The sequence below is a fragment of the Streptomyces sp. NPDC014894 genome, from assembly GCF_043080985.1.
Lineage (GTDB): Bacteria > Actinomycetota > Actinomycetes > Streptomycetales > Streptomycetaceae > Streptomyces.
The window spans coordinates 219,696-235,525 of the sequence record NZ_JBIBWD010000004.1; the positions used below are offsets into that span (position 1 = coordinate 219,696).

Genomic DNA, 15,830 nt, shown 5'->3' on the forward strand with positions numbered 1-15,830 from the left:
TCGGCGCCCGCTCCCCTCGAGGGAGAACAGGCGCCGCTGGTTCAGCGTAGTGCCGCCCGGCGGAGGCGGCGAGCCCCGCGCACCATCTTTCTGACCGCCGCCCCCCGGGGCGCCGGCACGCCGCCCGGCAGCCCCAGCGCCGTCAGCCGCCGCCGTTTGAAGTACCGCAGCGTACGGCCGTCGAGCCGGGAGGCGAGGAAGTCCTCGGCGTCCCCGCGCAGATCCGGCCTGATCCGGGACTGCATCGCGAAGCCGACCGCCTTCACCAGCCCGGTCAGCTCCTCGGCGGAGAGCGGGGCCGGGGGATCCTCCCCGGTCAGCTCCGGCACCACCGCGTCCACGATGGTCAGCGGGATCCGATTGCTGTTCTGATACGGCGTCAACCGGTCGAGCAGCTCCTCCGTGCCCACCCGGGCCACCGGGAGACCGTAGAAGGCCGCCGCCGTGAGCAGCGCCGTCGAGAAGCAGCCCACCACGAGCGAGGGCCGGGCCCGCCGGTAGACCACCTCCGCGAGCAGCGGTTCCGACAGCACGCTCAGCTCGGCCCCCAGCCGGGCCGCCTCCCGTTCCAGAGCGCGGTTCCAGGAGGCCGGGGCCGTCGGATGGGGTTTGAAGACGAGCCGGCGAAAGCCCCGGTCGACGGCCCCGCGCACCATCCGCAGATGCAGCTCTTCCTCCTCCTCGGGGGTGAGGATGCCCAGCGCGGCCAGATACTGGCCCAGCAGCAGCGCGGGCCCCTCCGCCTCCGCCGCCTCCGTATCGCCTCCGCCGTCAGGGCTGTCAGGGCTGTCGCGGGGCCCGGGCCCCGGGTCCGGGCCGGCCTGCTCCGGGCCGGCGGGGGTGGGGTGGTCCGGCTCCGGGCCGGCGGGGGTGGGGTGGTCCTGCTCCGGGCCGGCGGGGGTGGGGTGGTCCGGCTCCGGGCCGGCGGGGGTGGGGTGGTCCTGCTCCGGGCCGGCGGGGGCCGGGCGGTCCGGCTCCGGGGCGGCCGGCTGTGAGTCGGCCAGCTCCGCGATCACCTTGCGGAAGGCGTCCGCCGGAACGACGCACGGCTCGGCCCCGAACTCCGCCAGCAGCAGTGGACGCAGCCCCGGCACCAGATCCGGATGGAGCAGCCGGCGCACCCGCTCGCCCACCAGGGGATCGATCCTGTTCCGGGTCGGCCCGTAGCTCATCAGCCCGTCCGCGTACACATCCAGCGGCGCGTCCGGGAAGAGCTGGGCGATCGTCAGCGCCGGGCTGACCTGGATCGACTCCACCGCCAGCTCGATCCGGTCCTCGCCCAGGCCCCACCGCAGCCGCAGATACCGCTCCCACAGGGGCGTGTCGTCCCGGCGCGGCGACCAGCCGCCCGGATGGAACGGGGCGATCGCCTCGTTCCACGACAGCACCCCGTCGAACCGCTCCCGCAGCCGCTCGAAGCCGGGCACGGCGTCCGGACCGGGCGAGGTCTCCGGCGTCTGCGCGTTGTTGGCGATCAGCAGCAGCCGGCGGTCCGCCGCCGCGAAACAGCCGCTGTCGATCGCCGCCGCCAGGGTCGCGACGCCGTACAGCGAGGAGGCGTAGAAGATCTGTGTCGTCGGCATCAGGCCGCCGCCTCCTGGGCCGTGAGTCCGTGCAGACGGCGGAGTCTGCGCAGCCGCGCCGCCCGCTCGCCGCCCATCGAGTCCAGCGCCTCCCGCAGCACGTCCTGCGGCATGCGCCGCATCGCCTGAGCGGACGAGGTCCGCAATTTCCTCGCCACCGCCGGTTCGAATCGCGCCGCCGAAGAGAGATGGTGGGCGATCACCGCACAGTAGGTCCGGACCGCTTTCGGCAGCAGTTTCTCCGCGTCCCGGTCGTCCGCCGTCTCCGCGAGCACCTGGTCGAAAGCGCGAATGAAATCCAGCTGCCGGATGTCACCGATCTGGGTGAGCGATGAGGGCACTCCGCGCCGATAGAAGATTCCCAGTCCGCCGGTGACCGCGAAGGAATGCGCGTCCCGGTGCAGCCGCCAGATCCAGGGCCGGTCCTCGGCCGTCCGCAGCCCGTCCGTGAAACGCAGCAGCCCCCGGTCCAGCAGCCGCCGGTGATACATCCCGGCCCAGGCGAAGGGATAGTCCACCGCCGTCGACCGGTCGACGGGCAGAATCGCCGACCGGGGATCCAGCACCTCGCCGCGCCGGCCGACCGGGACCCGGCGGACCGTACGCGCCCTCGCCGTGCACTGCACATGGTCGGTGCGGACGAAATCGCAGTCCAGCTCCTCCATCGAGGCGAGCAGCCGGGTGAAATGGCCGGGCGCGAGCCAGTCGTCGCCGTCGAGGAAGGCGAGATACGTCCCGGCCGCCGCGTCCAGACCGGTGTTGCGCGCCGTCGCCAGCCCGCCGTTCGTCTCGTGCCGGATCAGCCGGGCCCCCGGGATCTCCCGTACCGCGCTCTGAAGGATCTCCGAAGTCCCGTCGGTCGAACAGTCGTCGACCAGAAGGAATTCACAGTCGTCCCTGGAATTGGCGCGAAGACTTCTGAGGGTGTCGGGCGCATATGTCCGTACGTTGAAGAACGGCACGATGACGGAGAGCTTGACCACCCGCCCGAGACTAGATCTCCGCCCGGCCGGCCGGCCGACCGGCGGACGGCCAATGGGTGAACGGCCGGCGACGAATACGCGTCCGGGCCTGCCCCGGCCCGAACTCCCCATTCGTAGGGCCTCTGTTAACCCGCTGTTGCGATCGCGTTGGGCCGTCCAACGGAATGGCTTTCTAGCGTCCTGGATGTGCCATCACCTACCAGCGAGGCCGTACGCGTCGCCGTACTCGCCGACTCCGACACCCGGTGGAAATGGGGCGCGCTCACCGCCCGCCGCATCGCCCCCGGACCCGTGGCCCTGACCGGCTTTCTGCTGCGCGGCCGCGCCACCCCGACGGCCCGCCAGCTGGCCGAGGTCGGAGCCGACGCGGACGCGCTCTACGAGGTGACCGCCGCCGGGTTCCTGCGGGCCGTGGCCGACGAAGCCCCGGACGTGATCGTCCTCGCGCTCGTCGGCGGCGGAGTCCAGGCCCTGCTGCACGGACTCGCCGCGCTGCGGACGCCCCGCCGCCCGGTCGTCGTCACCGGCTATGTCGGAGTCGTCTACGAGAAGCTCGCCGACGGACTCCTGCTGCGGCACGGCGCGGACCTCGTCCTCGCCAACTCCCGCCAGGACGCCGAGCGGTTCCGCGCGGTGTACGAAGGAGTCGGCGCGGACGCCTCCGCCGTCACCGAGGCCGCGCTGCCCTTCCTCGGCGGCGCGCCCCACCGCCCCGAGGCCGGGCGCGACACCCTCGTCTTCGCCGCCCAGCCGTCCGTGCCCGTCACCCGCGCCGACCGCGCCCATCTGCTGCGGCGGCTGGTCGAGCACGCCCGGCTGCACCCCCGCCGCGAGGTGCTGGTCAAACTCCGCTCCCGGCCCGGCGAGCACACCACCCATGTCGAGGAGCACCCCTACCAGCGCCTCGCCGAGCGGATCCCGGGCGGGACGCCGCCCAACCTCTCGCTGGTGCACGGGAACATGGGCGAGGTGCTCGACCGTACGGATCTGCTGGTCACGGTCTCCTCCACGGCCGCGATGGAGTCGCTGCACCGGGGCATCCCGACCGCCGTCCTCACCGACCTCGGCGTCCGCGAGGCCCTCGGCAACCACCACTTCATCGGCTCGGGGCTGCTCACCTCCTTCGACCGGCTCGACGGCGGTCACCGGCCCGTCCCCGATCCCCACTGGCTGGCCGGCCAGGGCGTGGCGGCGGACGGGCGGTACGAGAGGGCCTTCGACACGGCCCGGGAACGCCTCGCCGAGCTGCTCGCGCGCCCCGCGCCGCCGCCCATCGCCCCGTACTACACGCCCGCCACCGCGCCCGGCTATCTGCCCGGCGTCCTCGCCCGCCACCGGCTCGGCCCCGACGGCGTCCCGCTGCCGGGCGCGGCGGGGGAGCGGGAGATCGGGGGCGTACGGCGTGTGGTGCGCGACGCCGTGAGGGGGGCCGCGCGGGGGGCGTACCGCCACGGGGTCCAGCGGGTCGCGCCGGTGATCCGGAGGGTGGGCGAGCTGTGAGCCCCGCGCCCGGTCCCCAGCCGTATCCGTATCCGCCCGGCGTCCGGCCGGAGCCGGGTCCGTCGAACACCTCAGGAGAGCAGCGCATGACCGTCCTCGCCGTGATCCCCGCCCGGGGCGGCTCCAAGGGCGTCCCGGCCAAGAATCTGGCCCCCGTGGGCGGAGCGCCGCTGGTGGTCCGTGCCGTACGGGAGTGTCTCGCCGCCCGGCTGGTCACCGACGTCGTCGTCTCCACCGACGATCCGGAGATCGCGGCCGCCGCCCGGGGCGCGGGCGCGCAGGTCGTGTCGCGGCCCGCCGCGATCGCCGGGGACACCGCGACGAGCGAGGCGGCGGTGCTGCACGCGCTGGACGCCTTCGAGTCGGAGCGCGGTCTGCGCGCCGGGGCGGTGCTCCTGGTCCAGTGCACCAGCCCGTTCCTCACCCGCGCCGATGTGGAGGGCGTCGCCGCCGCGGTGGTCGAGGACGGCGCGGACAGCGCGGTGACCGTGGCCCCCTTCCACGGCTTCCTCTGGCGCGAGACGGCGGCTCCGGAGTGCCGGGAGGCGGCCTCGGACCACCGCGGGTCGGCCCCGGACTTCGGCCGGGCGGTCTCGGACGACCGTCAGGCGGCCCCGGACCTCGGCCGGGCGGCCTCGGAGGGCCGGGAGGCGGCCCCGGACCTCGGCCGGGCGGCCCCCGACCACCGTCCGGGGACCCCGGACCACTCCCCGGCGGCCCCGCCCCCCGGGGACGCCGGTCAGGCCCCCGCGCGCCCCGCCGGGCGCGGGGTCAACCACGACCCGGCGCACCGGCCGCGCCGCCAGGACCGGCCGCGGGACCTCCTGGAGACGGGGGCGGCCTACGCCATGGACGCCGACGGCTTCCGCGCCTCCCGCCACCGGTTCTTCGGCCGCACCGCTCTCGTGACCGCCGATCCCGCCCGGGTCCTCGAAGTGGACGACCCGCACGATCTGGACCGGGCCCGGGCGCTCGCCCCGCTGCTCGACCGGCCGGCGGCCGCGAGCCGCGCCGACGAGCCGGACCCGGCCGCCGCCCGGCCCGCCCGGGCCGACGTCGACGCCGTCGTCCTCGACTTCGACGGCACCCAGACCGACGACCGCGTCCACATCGACGCGGACGGCCGCGAGACCGTCAGCGTCCACCGGGGCGACGGGCTCGGCATCGCCCGGCTCCGCGAGGCGGGACTCGCCCTGCTGATCCTCTCCACCGAGCGGAACCCGGTGGTGGCCGCCCGCGCCCGCAAGCTCAGGATCCCCGTGCTGCACGGCGTCGACCGCAAGGACCTCGCGCTCGCCCGGTGGTGCGAGGAGCACGGCGTACCGCCGGAGCGGGTGCTCTACCTCGGCAACGACGTCAACGACCTGCCCTGCTTCTCGCTCGCCGGCTGGCCCGTCGCGGTCGCCGACGCGCACCCCCCGGTACGGGCCGCCGCCCGCGCGGTCACCGCCGCCCGGGGCGGCCGGGGCGCGGTCCGCGAGATCGCCGCCTGGCTGCTCGGCCCGGCGCTCGACCCGCTCGGCCCGGCCCCGTCCGGCCCGCCGGGCGAGGCCCCGGCCCCCGAACCGCCCCACGACCACTGACCCGACCCGTTCTCCGACGAACCCCACCCGAACACGTGAGGAACCACCCCATGAGCACGTCCCGACTGCGCACCCTCGGCACCAGGACCGCCGGGCCGGGCCGCCCCGTCTACGTCACGGGCGAGATCGGCATCAATCACAACGGCGATCTGGACAACGCCTTCGCCCTCATCGACGCGGCCGCCGAAGCCGGCTGCGACGCCGTCAAGTTCCAGAAGCGCACCCCGGAGATCTGCACCCCGCGCGACCAGTGGGACATCGAGCGCGACACCCCCTGGGGCCGGATGACGTACATCGACTACCGGCACCGGGTCGAGTTCGGCGAGGAGGAGTACCTCCGTATCGACGAGCGCTGCCGGGAGCGCGGCATCGACTGGTTCGCCTCCCCGTGGGACACCGAGGCCGTCGCCTTCCTGGAGAAGTTCGACGTGCCCGCGCACAAGGTGGCCTCCGCCTCGCTCACCGACGACGAGCTGCTCCGCGCCCTGCGCGCCACCGGCAAGACCGTGATCCTCTCCACCGGGATGTCCACCCCGCGCCAGATCCGGCACGCGGTGGAGGTGCTCGGCAGCGACAACATCCTGCTCTGCCACGCCACCTCGACCTACCCGGCGAAGGCGGAGGAGCTGAACCTCAACGTCATCCAGACCCTCAAGGGCGAGTACCCGAACGTCCCGATCGGCTACTCCGGCCACGAGACCGGTCTGCAGACCACCCTCGCCGCCGTCGCCCTCGGAGCCGTCTTCGTGGAGCGCCACATCACCCTCGACCGGGCGATGTGGGGCTCCGACCAGGCCGCTTCCGTCGAACCGGGCGGGCTGGCACGGCTGGTACGGGACATCCGCACCATCGAGGCGGCGCTCGGCGACGGGGTGAAGAAGGTCTACGACTCCGAACTCGCCCCCATGAAGAAGCTCCGCCGGGTCCCGGGCGTCGTCGCCGAGCCCGCGCCCCGCGAGCCCGTGGCGGTCTGACCCGCCGCACCGAGAAACGCCGAGCACCACAGGGGCTCCGGGGCCGGCGAGGCCCCGGCCCCGGAGCCCCACCCCCTCCTTTGTGCCGTACGCCCCGTCAAGAGGTGACCCGCAGTGAATCTCGCCTTCGTCGAGAGCCCGGTCCAGCTCCTGAACGTCCTGGAGTGGGCCCACGCCCGGCCGTACGAGCGGCCGAGGCCGCCCGCGCCCCGGGCCGGCGCCGCCCCCGCCGACGGCCTCACGGTCGTCGTCCTCTCGCCCACCGACCCCATGTCCCGCGGCCAGCTCCGGCGGATGGCCGAACTCGCCCGCGAGGAGGGCTTCACCGTCCGCTGGCAGGAGGCGCGCGAGGGAGCGGGCGCGCCCCTGCGCGCCGTACGCGAACTCCTGCCGATGCTGCGCCGCGCCGAACGGATCGTCATAGGCGACCCGTTCTCGCGCTATGTGCAGCTGCTGCTGACCCTCGTCGGCGACACCGATCTCACCGTGGTGGACGACGGCACCGCCACCATGGAGTTCGCCGCGCAGCTCGCCCGGGGCGAGAAGCTGGTGCGCTGGCACCGGCGCGGCTCCCGGGGCCCGCGCGAACTGCTCCTCGCGCCGGTCAGCTCCCTCGCCCGCAGACGGCTGGCGCCCTCCCGGACCCGCGCCGTGGAGGTCTTCACCTCCATGCCCGTCGATCCGCCCGAGGGCATCACGGTCACCCCCAACACCTTCGGCTGGACCCGCTTCCGCTTCGGCCCGCCGACGATCGTGCCGGGCGCCGACCTGGTGGGCACCTCGCTGGTGGAGACGGGCGTGGTCGACCCCGACCAGTACGTGGCGGCGGTCACCGCCCTCGCCCGCGCGCACGGGGCAGGCCGCTACTTCGCCCACCGCCGGGAGAGCGCCGGCAAGCTCCACCGGCTGGCCGGGGAGACCGGGCTGGAGATCGTCCGCCCGGAGCTGCCGCTGGAGCTGGTCGCCCGCCGGGGCCCGATCGGCTCCACGGTCCTCAGCTTCCCCTCCACCGTCGTCCACACCCTCCCCCTGGCACTCGCGGGCACCGGAATCAAGGTGGCCGTCTGCGACATCGCGCCGCAGTGGCTGAGAGCCACCGCCTCGCCGAGGGCCCGGGGATTCCTCGCGGGAGTCTCGGGAACGGCCCGCGACGTCCAGCGGCTCCCCGCCCCGGCCTGATCCCCGTACGGGCCCGGGGCGTACGGGCCTGAGCCCCGGCCGCGGCCGCCCCTCCGGCCCCCCGCGTCCCGCCGGGCGCGGACCCGCCCGGTCCCGGGCGGAGTTTCCGGAGGTGGGGTACGGTCGAAAGAAGGCGTGAGCTTACCCACAGAGATCCACGATCATGCACCTGGGGGCCGCTGCTCCTTCGCCTGTCGGACGGAACTTTTGTTGATCAGCGGTCAGTTGGCCCCCGTCTGGGCCTACTCTTCAACAGGTGAACCAACTGATGTCCCGCGAGTCCGAAACCGACCTGCCCGGGAGCGTCGCACTCCCCGGCACTCTGTCCGAATCGCTGCGTGCCGAGCTGATCGCCTTCCGCCGCGATCTGCATATGCACCCCGAGTTGGGCAACCAGGAGTTCCGCACGACCGCCGTCGTCAAGGCACGCCTCGAACAGGCCGGTCTCGAACCGCGGGTGCTCTCCGTCGGCACCGGGCTCGTGTGTGACATCGGACGGGCGGACGGAGAAACGCCACTGCTCGCCCTGCGCGCGGACATCGACGCCCTCCCCATCCCCGACACCAAGACCGGCGTGCCCTACCGCTCCACCGTGCCCGACCGGGCGCACGCCTGCGGACACGACGTCCACACCGCCACCGTCCTGGGGGCCGGGCTGGTCCTCGCCGAGCTGGACCGGCAGGGGCTGCTGCCGCGCCCGGTCCGGCTGATCTTCCAGCCCGCCGAGGAGGTGCTTCCCGGCGGGGCCTCCGACGCCATCGAATCGGGGGTGCTGGAGGGGGTCGGCATGATCGTCGCGGTGCACTGCGACCCCAGGGTCGACGCGGGCGTCATCGGGCTGCGGCCCGGCCCCATCACCTCCGCCTGCGACCGGCTGGAGGTCGCCCTCGACGGGCCCGGCGGCCACACCGCGCGCCCGCATCTCACCACCGACCTGGTCACCGCGGCCGCGAAGGTGGCCACCGAGCTGCCCGCGGTGCTCGCCCGGCGGGTGGACGCCCGTTCGGGGCTCTCGGTCACCTGGGGGCGGATCGAGGCCGGCCACATCTGCAACGTCATCCCGCAGCACGCCGAACTCTCCGGCACCGTGCGCTGCCTGGACCTGCCGGGCTGGCGCGCCGCGCCCGACCTGGTGCACGCGGCCATCGACGAGATCGCCACGCTCCACCGGGCCAAGTCGGAGATCAACTACATCCGCGGGGTGCCGCCCGTCGTCAACGACCCGGCCGTCACCGAGCTGCTCCGCGAGGCGCAGACCGCCCGGCGCGGCGCGAACTCGGTCGAGGACACCGATCAGAGCCTGGGCGGGGAGGACTTCTCCTGGTACCTGGAACGTGTGCCCGGGGCGCTCGCCAGGCTCGGGGTGCGGACGCCCGGGGATCCCGTCAAGCGGGATCTGCACCGGGGGGACTTCGACGCCGATGAACGCGCCATCCAGGTCGGCGTCGAACTCTTCACCGCCACCGCCCTCCTCCACACCTCCCCTCCCACCCCACCCAACGCCTGAGGCCCCCGCCACCCGCGCCTCAATCGCCGGCGGGGCTGAAGGCACTCCCACCCCGTCCGGCGTTCGAGGACGACTCGGACCTTCGCCCTCCACCCTGGCCGTCGCTTGAGGACGGCCCGGGTGCTCCCTTTCAGCCCGTCCGGCGTTTGAGGACGGCCCCGGGCCTCGGGGTCGGTGGGCTGGTCGGGGTCCGTTGCCCTCGTGCGCCCGGCAGCAGGCCCGCCGCATCGCCCGACCGGGGCTCCGCCCCGTGCCCCGCGCCTCAATCGCCGGCGGGGCTGGGATGCGGATCCTTCCGCCCCCTTCCCCGCGTCCGAGGGCGGCGGGGCTGGGATTTGGATCCTTCCGCCCCCTTCCCCGCGTCCGGGGAGCGGCGAAGAAGCGATGCGGATCCCTCCGCCCAAGCAAACCCAGCCCGTCCGGCGCTTGAGGACGCCCCGCGCCCCGGCCCCGGTGGACCGGACCGCACCCGTCGCCCCCGGGACCCTCGTCGCCCCCGGCCCCCCGGCCCCCCGGGCCCCAAGCCCCCGGGCCCCCGGCCCCCTCACCAGGGCTTCCCCCCACCCCCCGCCCCCGTGCGCGACGCACTACGCTCTGTCGTTCATGCGCCCTGTTCGCGACGATCCGATAACGACTCATGAACAGGGCTTTAACTGACATCTACGCGCGTTACGATCGCCGCAAAACCAGCGCCGGAAGAGGCGCTTTCGGTCAGTCTCGAAGGGGCCTCCTCTTGCGCCGGGTATCCAAGATCACTGCCGCGTGTATCGCGACCGCGGCCCTCGCCTTCACCGCCTCCGGGTGTGGTGAGGCGTCCACCGAGTCCAACAACACCACCGAGTCCACCGGTGCCGCCGACGGCAAGCTGAAGATCGGTATGGCGTACGACGTCGGCGGCCGTGGCGACAACTCCTTCAACGACTCCGCGGCCCGCGGCCTCGACAAGGCCAAGGCCGAGCTGGGCGCCGAGACCAAGGAGCTGACCGCCAAGCACGGCGAGACCCCGGCGGACCGTGAGACGCGCCTCGCGTCGCTGGCCAAGGGCGGCTTCAACCCCGTCGTCGCCGTGGGCTTCGCCTACAAGGACACGATCGACAAGGTCGCTCCGCAGTTCCCCAAGGTGAGCTTCGGCCTGGTCGACTCGATCTCCGACGCCAAGAACGTCGACAACATCGTCTTCACCGAGGAGCAGGGCTCCTACCTCGCGGGCGTCGCCGCCGCGCTGAAGTCGAAGGACGGCAAGATCGGCTTCGTCGGCGGTGTCGACCTTCCGCTGATCAAGAAGTTCGCGGCCGGCTTCGAGCAGGGCGTCAAGGAGACCGACCCCAAGGCGTCGGTCCAGATCCAGTACCTGACCACCGGTACGGACCTCTCCGGCTTCGGCAGCCCCGACAAGGGCAAGGGCGCCGCCCAGGGCATGCTCGACAAGGGCGTCGACGTGATCTACACCGCCGCGGGCGGCTCCGGCGCCGGCGCCATCGAGGCCGTCGCGGCCAAGAAGGGCTCCTGGGCGATCGGCGTCGACTCGGACCAGGCCAAGGACCCGGCGCTGAAGAAGTACGCCTCCGTGATCCTGACCTCGGTCGTCAAGAACGTCGACACCGGCGTCTTCGAGCTGGCCAAGTCCGTCAAGGACGGCAAGCCGCTGACCGGCACCCACACCTACTCCCTCGCGGAGGACGGTGTCAGCCTCACCACCACGGGCGACCACCTGAAGGACATCCAGGGCAAGCTCGACGAGGCGAAGAAGAAGATCGTGGACGGCGACATCAAGGTCAAGACCACGACCTGATCCAGCCCGAGATCGGGGCCCGGACGAGCGGCCTTGCCGCTCCTCCGGGCCCCGACGCACGTATCGCGTTCGGCGAGCGCGTCCGGCTCTTCAACGATTTGGCGGCGCTACGCGCGTAGTTTCCCAGCTACGGGGTGCTACGCGGTAGTTTTCGCCACCACCGCCTCTGCTCCTCCGCTCCCTGCCCTGGAGAGTGCGCCATCAAAGCGTCCAGCAGTCCCCATGCCGTAGAGCTGCGCGGCATCACCAAACGATTCCCCGGAGTCGTGGCCAACCACGACATCGACATCACCGTGGCCCGCGGCACCGTGCACGCCCTCGTCGGCGAGAACGGCGCGGGCAAGTCCACCCTGATGAAGATCCTTTACGGCATGCAGAAGCCGGACGAGGGCACCATCACGGTCGACGGCGAGCAGGTCTCCTTCTCCAACCCGGGAGACGCCATCGTCCGCGGCATCGGCATGGTGCACCAGCACTTCATGCTCGCCGACTATCTGACCGTCCTCGAGAACGTCGTCCTCGGCTCCGAGAAGCTGTACGGCATCGGCGACCGGGCCCGCGCCAAGATCAAGGAGATCTCGGACGCGTACGGCCTCGGCATCCGGCCCGACGTCCATGTCGAGGACCTCGGTGTCGCCGACCGCCAGCGGGTGGAGATCCTCAAGGTCCTCTACCGGGGCGCGCGCACGCTGATCCTGGACGAGCCGACCGCCGTTCTGGTGCCGCAGGAGGTCGACGCGCTCTTCGACAACCTGCGGGAGCTGAAGGCGGAGGGCCTCACGGTCATCTTCATCTCGCACAAGCTCGGCGAGGTGCTCTCGGTCGCCGACGAGATCACGGTGATCCGCCGGGGCACCACGGTCGGCACCGCCGACCCCGCCTCCACCACGCCCAAGCAGCTCGCCGAGCTGATGGTCGGCAGCGAGCTGCCCTCGCCCGAGACCCGTGAGTCCACCGTCACCGATGTGCCGATGCTCCAGGTGCGGGATCTGCGGCTGACCGCCACCGACCCCGACGGGGTCGTCCGGTCGGTCCTGGACTCCATCGACTTCACCATCCACAAGGGCGAGGTCCTCGGCATCGCCGGCGTGGAGGGCAACGGCCAGTCCGAACTGGTCGAGGCGATCATGGGCATGCGCACGCTGGACGCCGGCGCGCTCACCCTCGACGGCCAGGACATCTCGCACACCCCGACGCGCAAGCGCCGCGAGGACGGCATGGCGGTCATCCCCGAGGACCGCCACCGCCACGGACTGCTGCTGGAAGCCCCGCTCTGGGAGAACCGCATCCTCGGCCATGTGACCGAGAAGCCCAACAGCCGGGGCGCCTTCCTGGACCTGAAGGCCGCCCGCGCCGACACCGAGCGGATCGTGCGCGAGTACGACGTCCGCACCCCCGGCATCGACGTCACCGCGGCCTCGCTCTCCGGCGGCAATCAGCAGAAGCTGATCGTCGGCCGCGAGATGAGCCACAACCCCAAGCTGCTGATCGCCGCCCACCCCACCCGCGGTGTGGACGTCGGCGCGCAGGCGCAGATCTGGGACCAGATCCGCGAAGCCCGCCGGGAGGGCCTCGCGGTCCTGCTGATCTCCGCGGACCTGGACGAGCTGATCGGGCTCTCCGACACCCTGCGGGTCATGTACCGGGGCCGGCTGGTGGCGGACGCCGATCCCGCCACCATCACCCCGGAGGAGCTGGGGTCCGCCATGACCGGCGCGGCCTCCGGCCATCTCGAAGCCCCCGAAGAGGCCGACGCCCCCGAAGGGTCCGACGCCCCCCGAGAGTCCGAAGCCCCTGCTGAGTCCGACGGCGACGCGGACGACCCCCGGGACGGGGGAGAGGACCGATGAAGAAGATCGACAAGGAGCGGGTGCTCCTGGGCCTCGCGGCCCCGCTGCTCGCGATCGTGGTCGCGTTCCTGGTCACCTCCGTGGTGCTGCTGGCGACCGGCAAGGAGCCGGTCAACGCCTTCAGCATCATGTTCGACTACGGGTCGAAGGCGGACAGCCAGGTCTACATCCTGAACAAGGCCACCACCTACTACCTGGCAGGTCTCGCGGTCGCCCTCGGCTTCCGGATGAATCTGTTCAACATCGGCGTCGACGGCCAGTACCGCCTCGCCGCCTTCTTCGCCGCCGCCCTCGGCGGCGCGCTGACCCTGCCCGGCCCGATCCAGATCCCGCTGATCATCCTCTGCGCGATGACCGTCGGCGCGATGTGGGCCGGTATCGCCGGTGTCCTCAAGGTCACCCGGGGCGTCAGCGAGGTCGTCTCCACGATCATGCTGAACGCGATCGCCACCGCGATCATCGGCTATCTCCTCCAGACCGGCCGGCTCGGCCATCTGGACACCGCCGGTACGAAGATCTCCACCAAGCCCCTCCCGGAGTCCTCGCACTTCTTCGAGTTCCCGACCGCCACCGGCCCCGTCTGGGGCTTCATCGTGGTCGCGGCCCTCGCGGGCGTCGCCTACTGGTTCACGCTCTCCCGGACCCGCTTCGGCTTCGATCTGCGCACGGTCGGCCAGTCCGGCTCCGCCGCCGAGGCCAGCGGCGTCAACGTGAAGAAGATGATCGTCACCTCCATGCTGATCTCCGGCGCCGTCGCCGGTCTGGTCGGCATGCCGACGCTGCTCAACGACAGCTACGAGTACAGCGGCGACTTCCCCGTCGGCATCGGCTTCACCGGTATCGCCATCGCCCTCCTCGGCCGCAACCACCCCGTCGGCATCGCCCTCGGCGCGATCCTCTGGGCCTTCCTGGAGCGCGGCAGCGGCCAGCTCGAATTCCAGGGCTACGACAAGGAGATCGTCGGCGTCATCCAGGGCGTGATCGTCCTCTGCGTGGTCATCGCGTACGAAGTGGTGCGCCGCTACGGCCTCAAGCGCCAGCAGCGGCAGGTCGGCGCGAAACTCGCCGCTCAGGCCCGTAACTCCGAGAAGCAGGAGGTGTCGGCGTGAGCGTCACGGCGACTTCCACCCCGCCGCCCGCCGCCGCCCCCAAGGTGAGCGGCGGCAAGGGCGGCCGTACCCGCCTGTCCTTCCCGGTCGTCCTGCTGATCATCGCGGGCGGGCTGCTCGCCCTCTCCGCGGTCCGCGCCGTCACCGGCGCGCAGGACATCACCTCGGCCGGACTGATCAGCGCCGCGCTCTCGCTGGCGGTGCCGATCGGTCTCGCCGGTCTCGGCGGTCTGTGGGCCGAGCGCGCGGGCGTGGTCAACATCGGCCTCGAAGGCATGATGATCCTGGGCACCTTCTTCGGAGCCTGGGCCGGCTGGCAGACCGATCCCTGGATCGGTGTGCTCTGCGGTGTGCTGGGCGGCATGCTCGGCGGTCTGCTGCACGCGGTCGCCACCGTCACCTTCGGCGTCGACCACATCATCTCCGGTATCGCGATCAACATCCTGGCCGTCGGTTTCACCACCTACTTCGCCAAGCTCTGGTTCAACACCGGCGCGGCGCAGGCGGCGGGCGGCAGCCCCAAGCAGTCACCGCCCTCCGACTCCATCACCTCCATCACGGTGCCCGGGGTCTCCGACTGGCTCGCCTCGATCGAGAAGCACCACTGGTTCCTCGTCTCGGACCTGGCGGGCATCCTCGGCGGCGTGGTCACCAATCTGTCGCTGCTGACCCTGGTGGCCGTGGCGCTCTTCGTGATGACGTTCTTCGTGCTGTGGCGGACCTCGTTCGGACTGCGGCTGCGCTCCTGCGGCGAGAACCCGATCGCCGCCGAGTCGCTGGGCGTCAACGTCTACAAGTACAAGTACATCGCCGTGATCGTCTCCGGCGGTCTGGCCGGTCTCGGCGGCGCGTTCCTGTCGCTGGTCACCGCGCACATCTACAACGAGGGCCAGACCGGCGGCCGGGGCTACATCGGTCTCGCCGCGATGATCTTCGGCAACTGGCGGCCCGGCGGGCTCGCCATGGGCGCGGGCCTCTTCGGCTTCACCGACGCGCTCCAGCTGCGCAACGGCGGCCAGACCGTCCACGCGCTCCTGCTGCTGCTGGTGGTCGTGCTGGTGGCCCTGGCGATCTGGAAGTTCTACCGCAAGAGCACGGTCCAGGCCGTGGCCAGCTCGGTCGTCGCCGCCCTGGTGCTGCTCTGGTACCTGGCCACGGACACCGTGCCCAACGAGTTCGTGACCGCCACCCCGTACGTGGTGACGCTGCTGGTCCTCTCCCTCTCCGCGCAACGGCTGCGAATGCCGAAGGCGGACGGCATGCGCTATCGCAAGGGGCAGGGCAAGTGACGACGGCCGTTGTCGACTGGGAGGCCCTGCGGAGCCGGGCGCGTGAGGCGATGACCCACGCGTACGCGCCCTACTCGGACTTCCCGGTCGGGGTCGCCGCCCTGGTGGACGACGGCCGCACGGTCACCGGCTGCAATGTCGAGAACGCCTCCTACGGGCTCTCGCTCTGCGCCGAGTGCGGCCTGGTCTCCCAGCTCCAGGCGACCGGCGGCGGCCGGCTGACCCACTTCACCTGCGTCGACGGCCGGGGTGCGAGCCTGGTCCCGTGCGGCCGGTGCCGTCAGCTGCTGTACGAGTTCGGGGGGCCCGAGCTGCTGCTCGACACCCCCGGCGGGATCGTGACCCTGGCGGAGATGCTGCCCCAGGCCTTCGGCCCGAAGAACCTCGCCTAGGCTCCCGATCGCGGCCCCTCCGTCCCGACGGAGGGGCCGCGGCCTTTACCCTCGGTCTCTATGCGCGTAGAGCGCAGAGACCCGTCACT

The 15,830-nt window shown here is 72.4% G+C and carries 12 protein-coding genes; 10 read left to right on the forward strand and 2 right to left on the reverse strand.

The annotated features are described in order from the left end of the window. Nucleotides 1-41 precede the first annotated feature (41 nt). Nucleotides 42-1,583 carry a polysialyltransferase family glycosyltransferase gene (locus ACF089_RS11945; protein ID WP_392025177.1) on the reverse strand — a complete coding sequence of 514 codons (1,542 nt, stop codon included), beginning with the start codon at nt 1,581-1,583 and terminating at the stop codon, nt 42-44. Next, entirely contained in the window at nt 1,583-2,566 is a 984-nt protein-coding gene (locus ACF089_RS11950) for a glycosyltransferase family 2 protein (RefSeq protein WP_392025178.1), read from the reverse strand. Before ACF089_RS11950 ends, ACF089_RS11945 begins: the two co-directional genes overlap by 1 nt. A 186-nt stretch (nt 2,567-2,752) precedes the next feature. On the opposite strand from ACF089_RS11950, the gene ACF089_RS11955 reads away from it, so the two are divergent. The 10 genes from ACF089_RS11955 (at nt 2,753) to ACF089_RS12000 (ending at nt 15,741) form a co-directional block, all read left to right on the forward strand. Continuing rightward, on the forward strand, nt 2,753-4,066 hold the full coding sequence (locus tag ACF089_RS11955) for a DUF6716 putative glycosyltransferase (RefSeq protein WP_392025179.1): 1,314 nt from the start codon (nt 2,753-2,755) through the stop codon (nt 4,064-4,066). Between the two features lie 86 nt (nt 4,067-4,152). Then, entirely contained in the window at nt 4,153-5,649 is a 1,497-nt protein-coding gene (locus tag ACF089_RS11960; protein ID WP_392025181.1) for a cytidylyltransferase domain-containing protein, read from the forward strand. 50 nt (nt 5,650-5,699) lie between these two features. Continuing rightward, entirely contained in the window at nt 5,700-6,623 is a 924-nt protein-coding gene (locus tag ACF089_RS11965; RefSeq protein WP_392025183.1) for an N-acetylneuraminate synthase family protein, read from the forward strand. Nucleotides 6,624-6,737: 114 nt separating this feature from the next. Next, entirely contained in the window at nt 6,738-7,802 is a 1,065-nt protein-coding gene (locus tag ACF089_RS11970) for a hypothetical protein (RefSeq protein ID WP_392025185.1), read from the forward strand. 268 nt (nt 7,803-8,070) lie between these two features. Next, complete coding sequence (locus tag ACF089_RS11975; protein ID WP_392025711.1) at nt 8,071-9,309, forward strand: amidohydrolase; 1,239 nt, start codon at nt 8,071-8,073, stop codon at nt 9,307-9,309. A gap of 733 nt (nt 9,310-10,042) precedes the next feature. Next, nucleotides 10,043-11,101, forward strand: a complete 1,059-nt coding sequence (locus ACF089_RS11980) for a BMP family protein (RefSeq protein WP_392025187.1) — start codon at nt 10,043-10,045, stop codon at nt 11,099-11,101. Nucleotides 11,102-11,301: 200 nt separating this feature from the next. Further along, a complete protein-coding gene (locus ACF089_RS11985) occupies nt 11,302-12,951 on the forward strand; it encodes an ABC transporter ATP-binding protein (RefSeq protein WP_392025713.1) in 1,650 nt (549 codons plus the stop codon). Next, the gene (locus ACF089_RS11990; RefSeq protein ID WP_392025189.1) at nt 12,948-14,060 is read left to right on the forward strand and encodes an ABC transporter permease; all 1,113 of its coding nucleotides are present in this window, start codon (nt 12,948-12,950) and stop codon (nt 14,058-14,060) included. The genes ACF089_RS11985 and ACF089_RS11990 overlap by 4 nt, the downstream gene beginning before the upstream one ends. After that, a complete protein-coding gene (locus tag ACF089_RS11995; RefSeq protein ID WP_392025191.1) occupies nt 14,057-15,349 on the forward strand; it encodes an ABC transporter permease in 1,293 nt (430 codons plus the stop codon). Before ACF089_RS11990 ends, ACF089_RS11995 begins: the two co-directional genes overlap by 4 nt. Further along, a complete protein-coding gene (locus ACF089_RS12000) occupies nt 15,346-15,741 on the forward strand; it encodes a cytidine deaminase (protein ID WP_392025192.1) in 396 nt (131 codons plus the stop codon). The genes ACF089_RS11995 and ACF089_RS12000 overlap by 4 nt, the downstream gene beginning before the upstream one ends. Nucleotides 15,742-15,830: the final 89 nt, after the last annotated feature.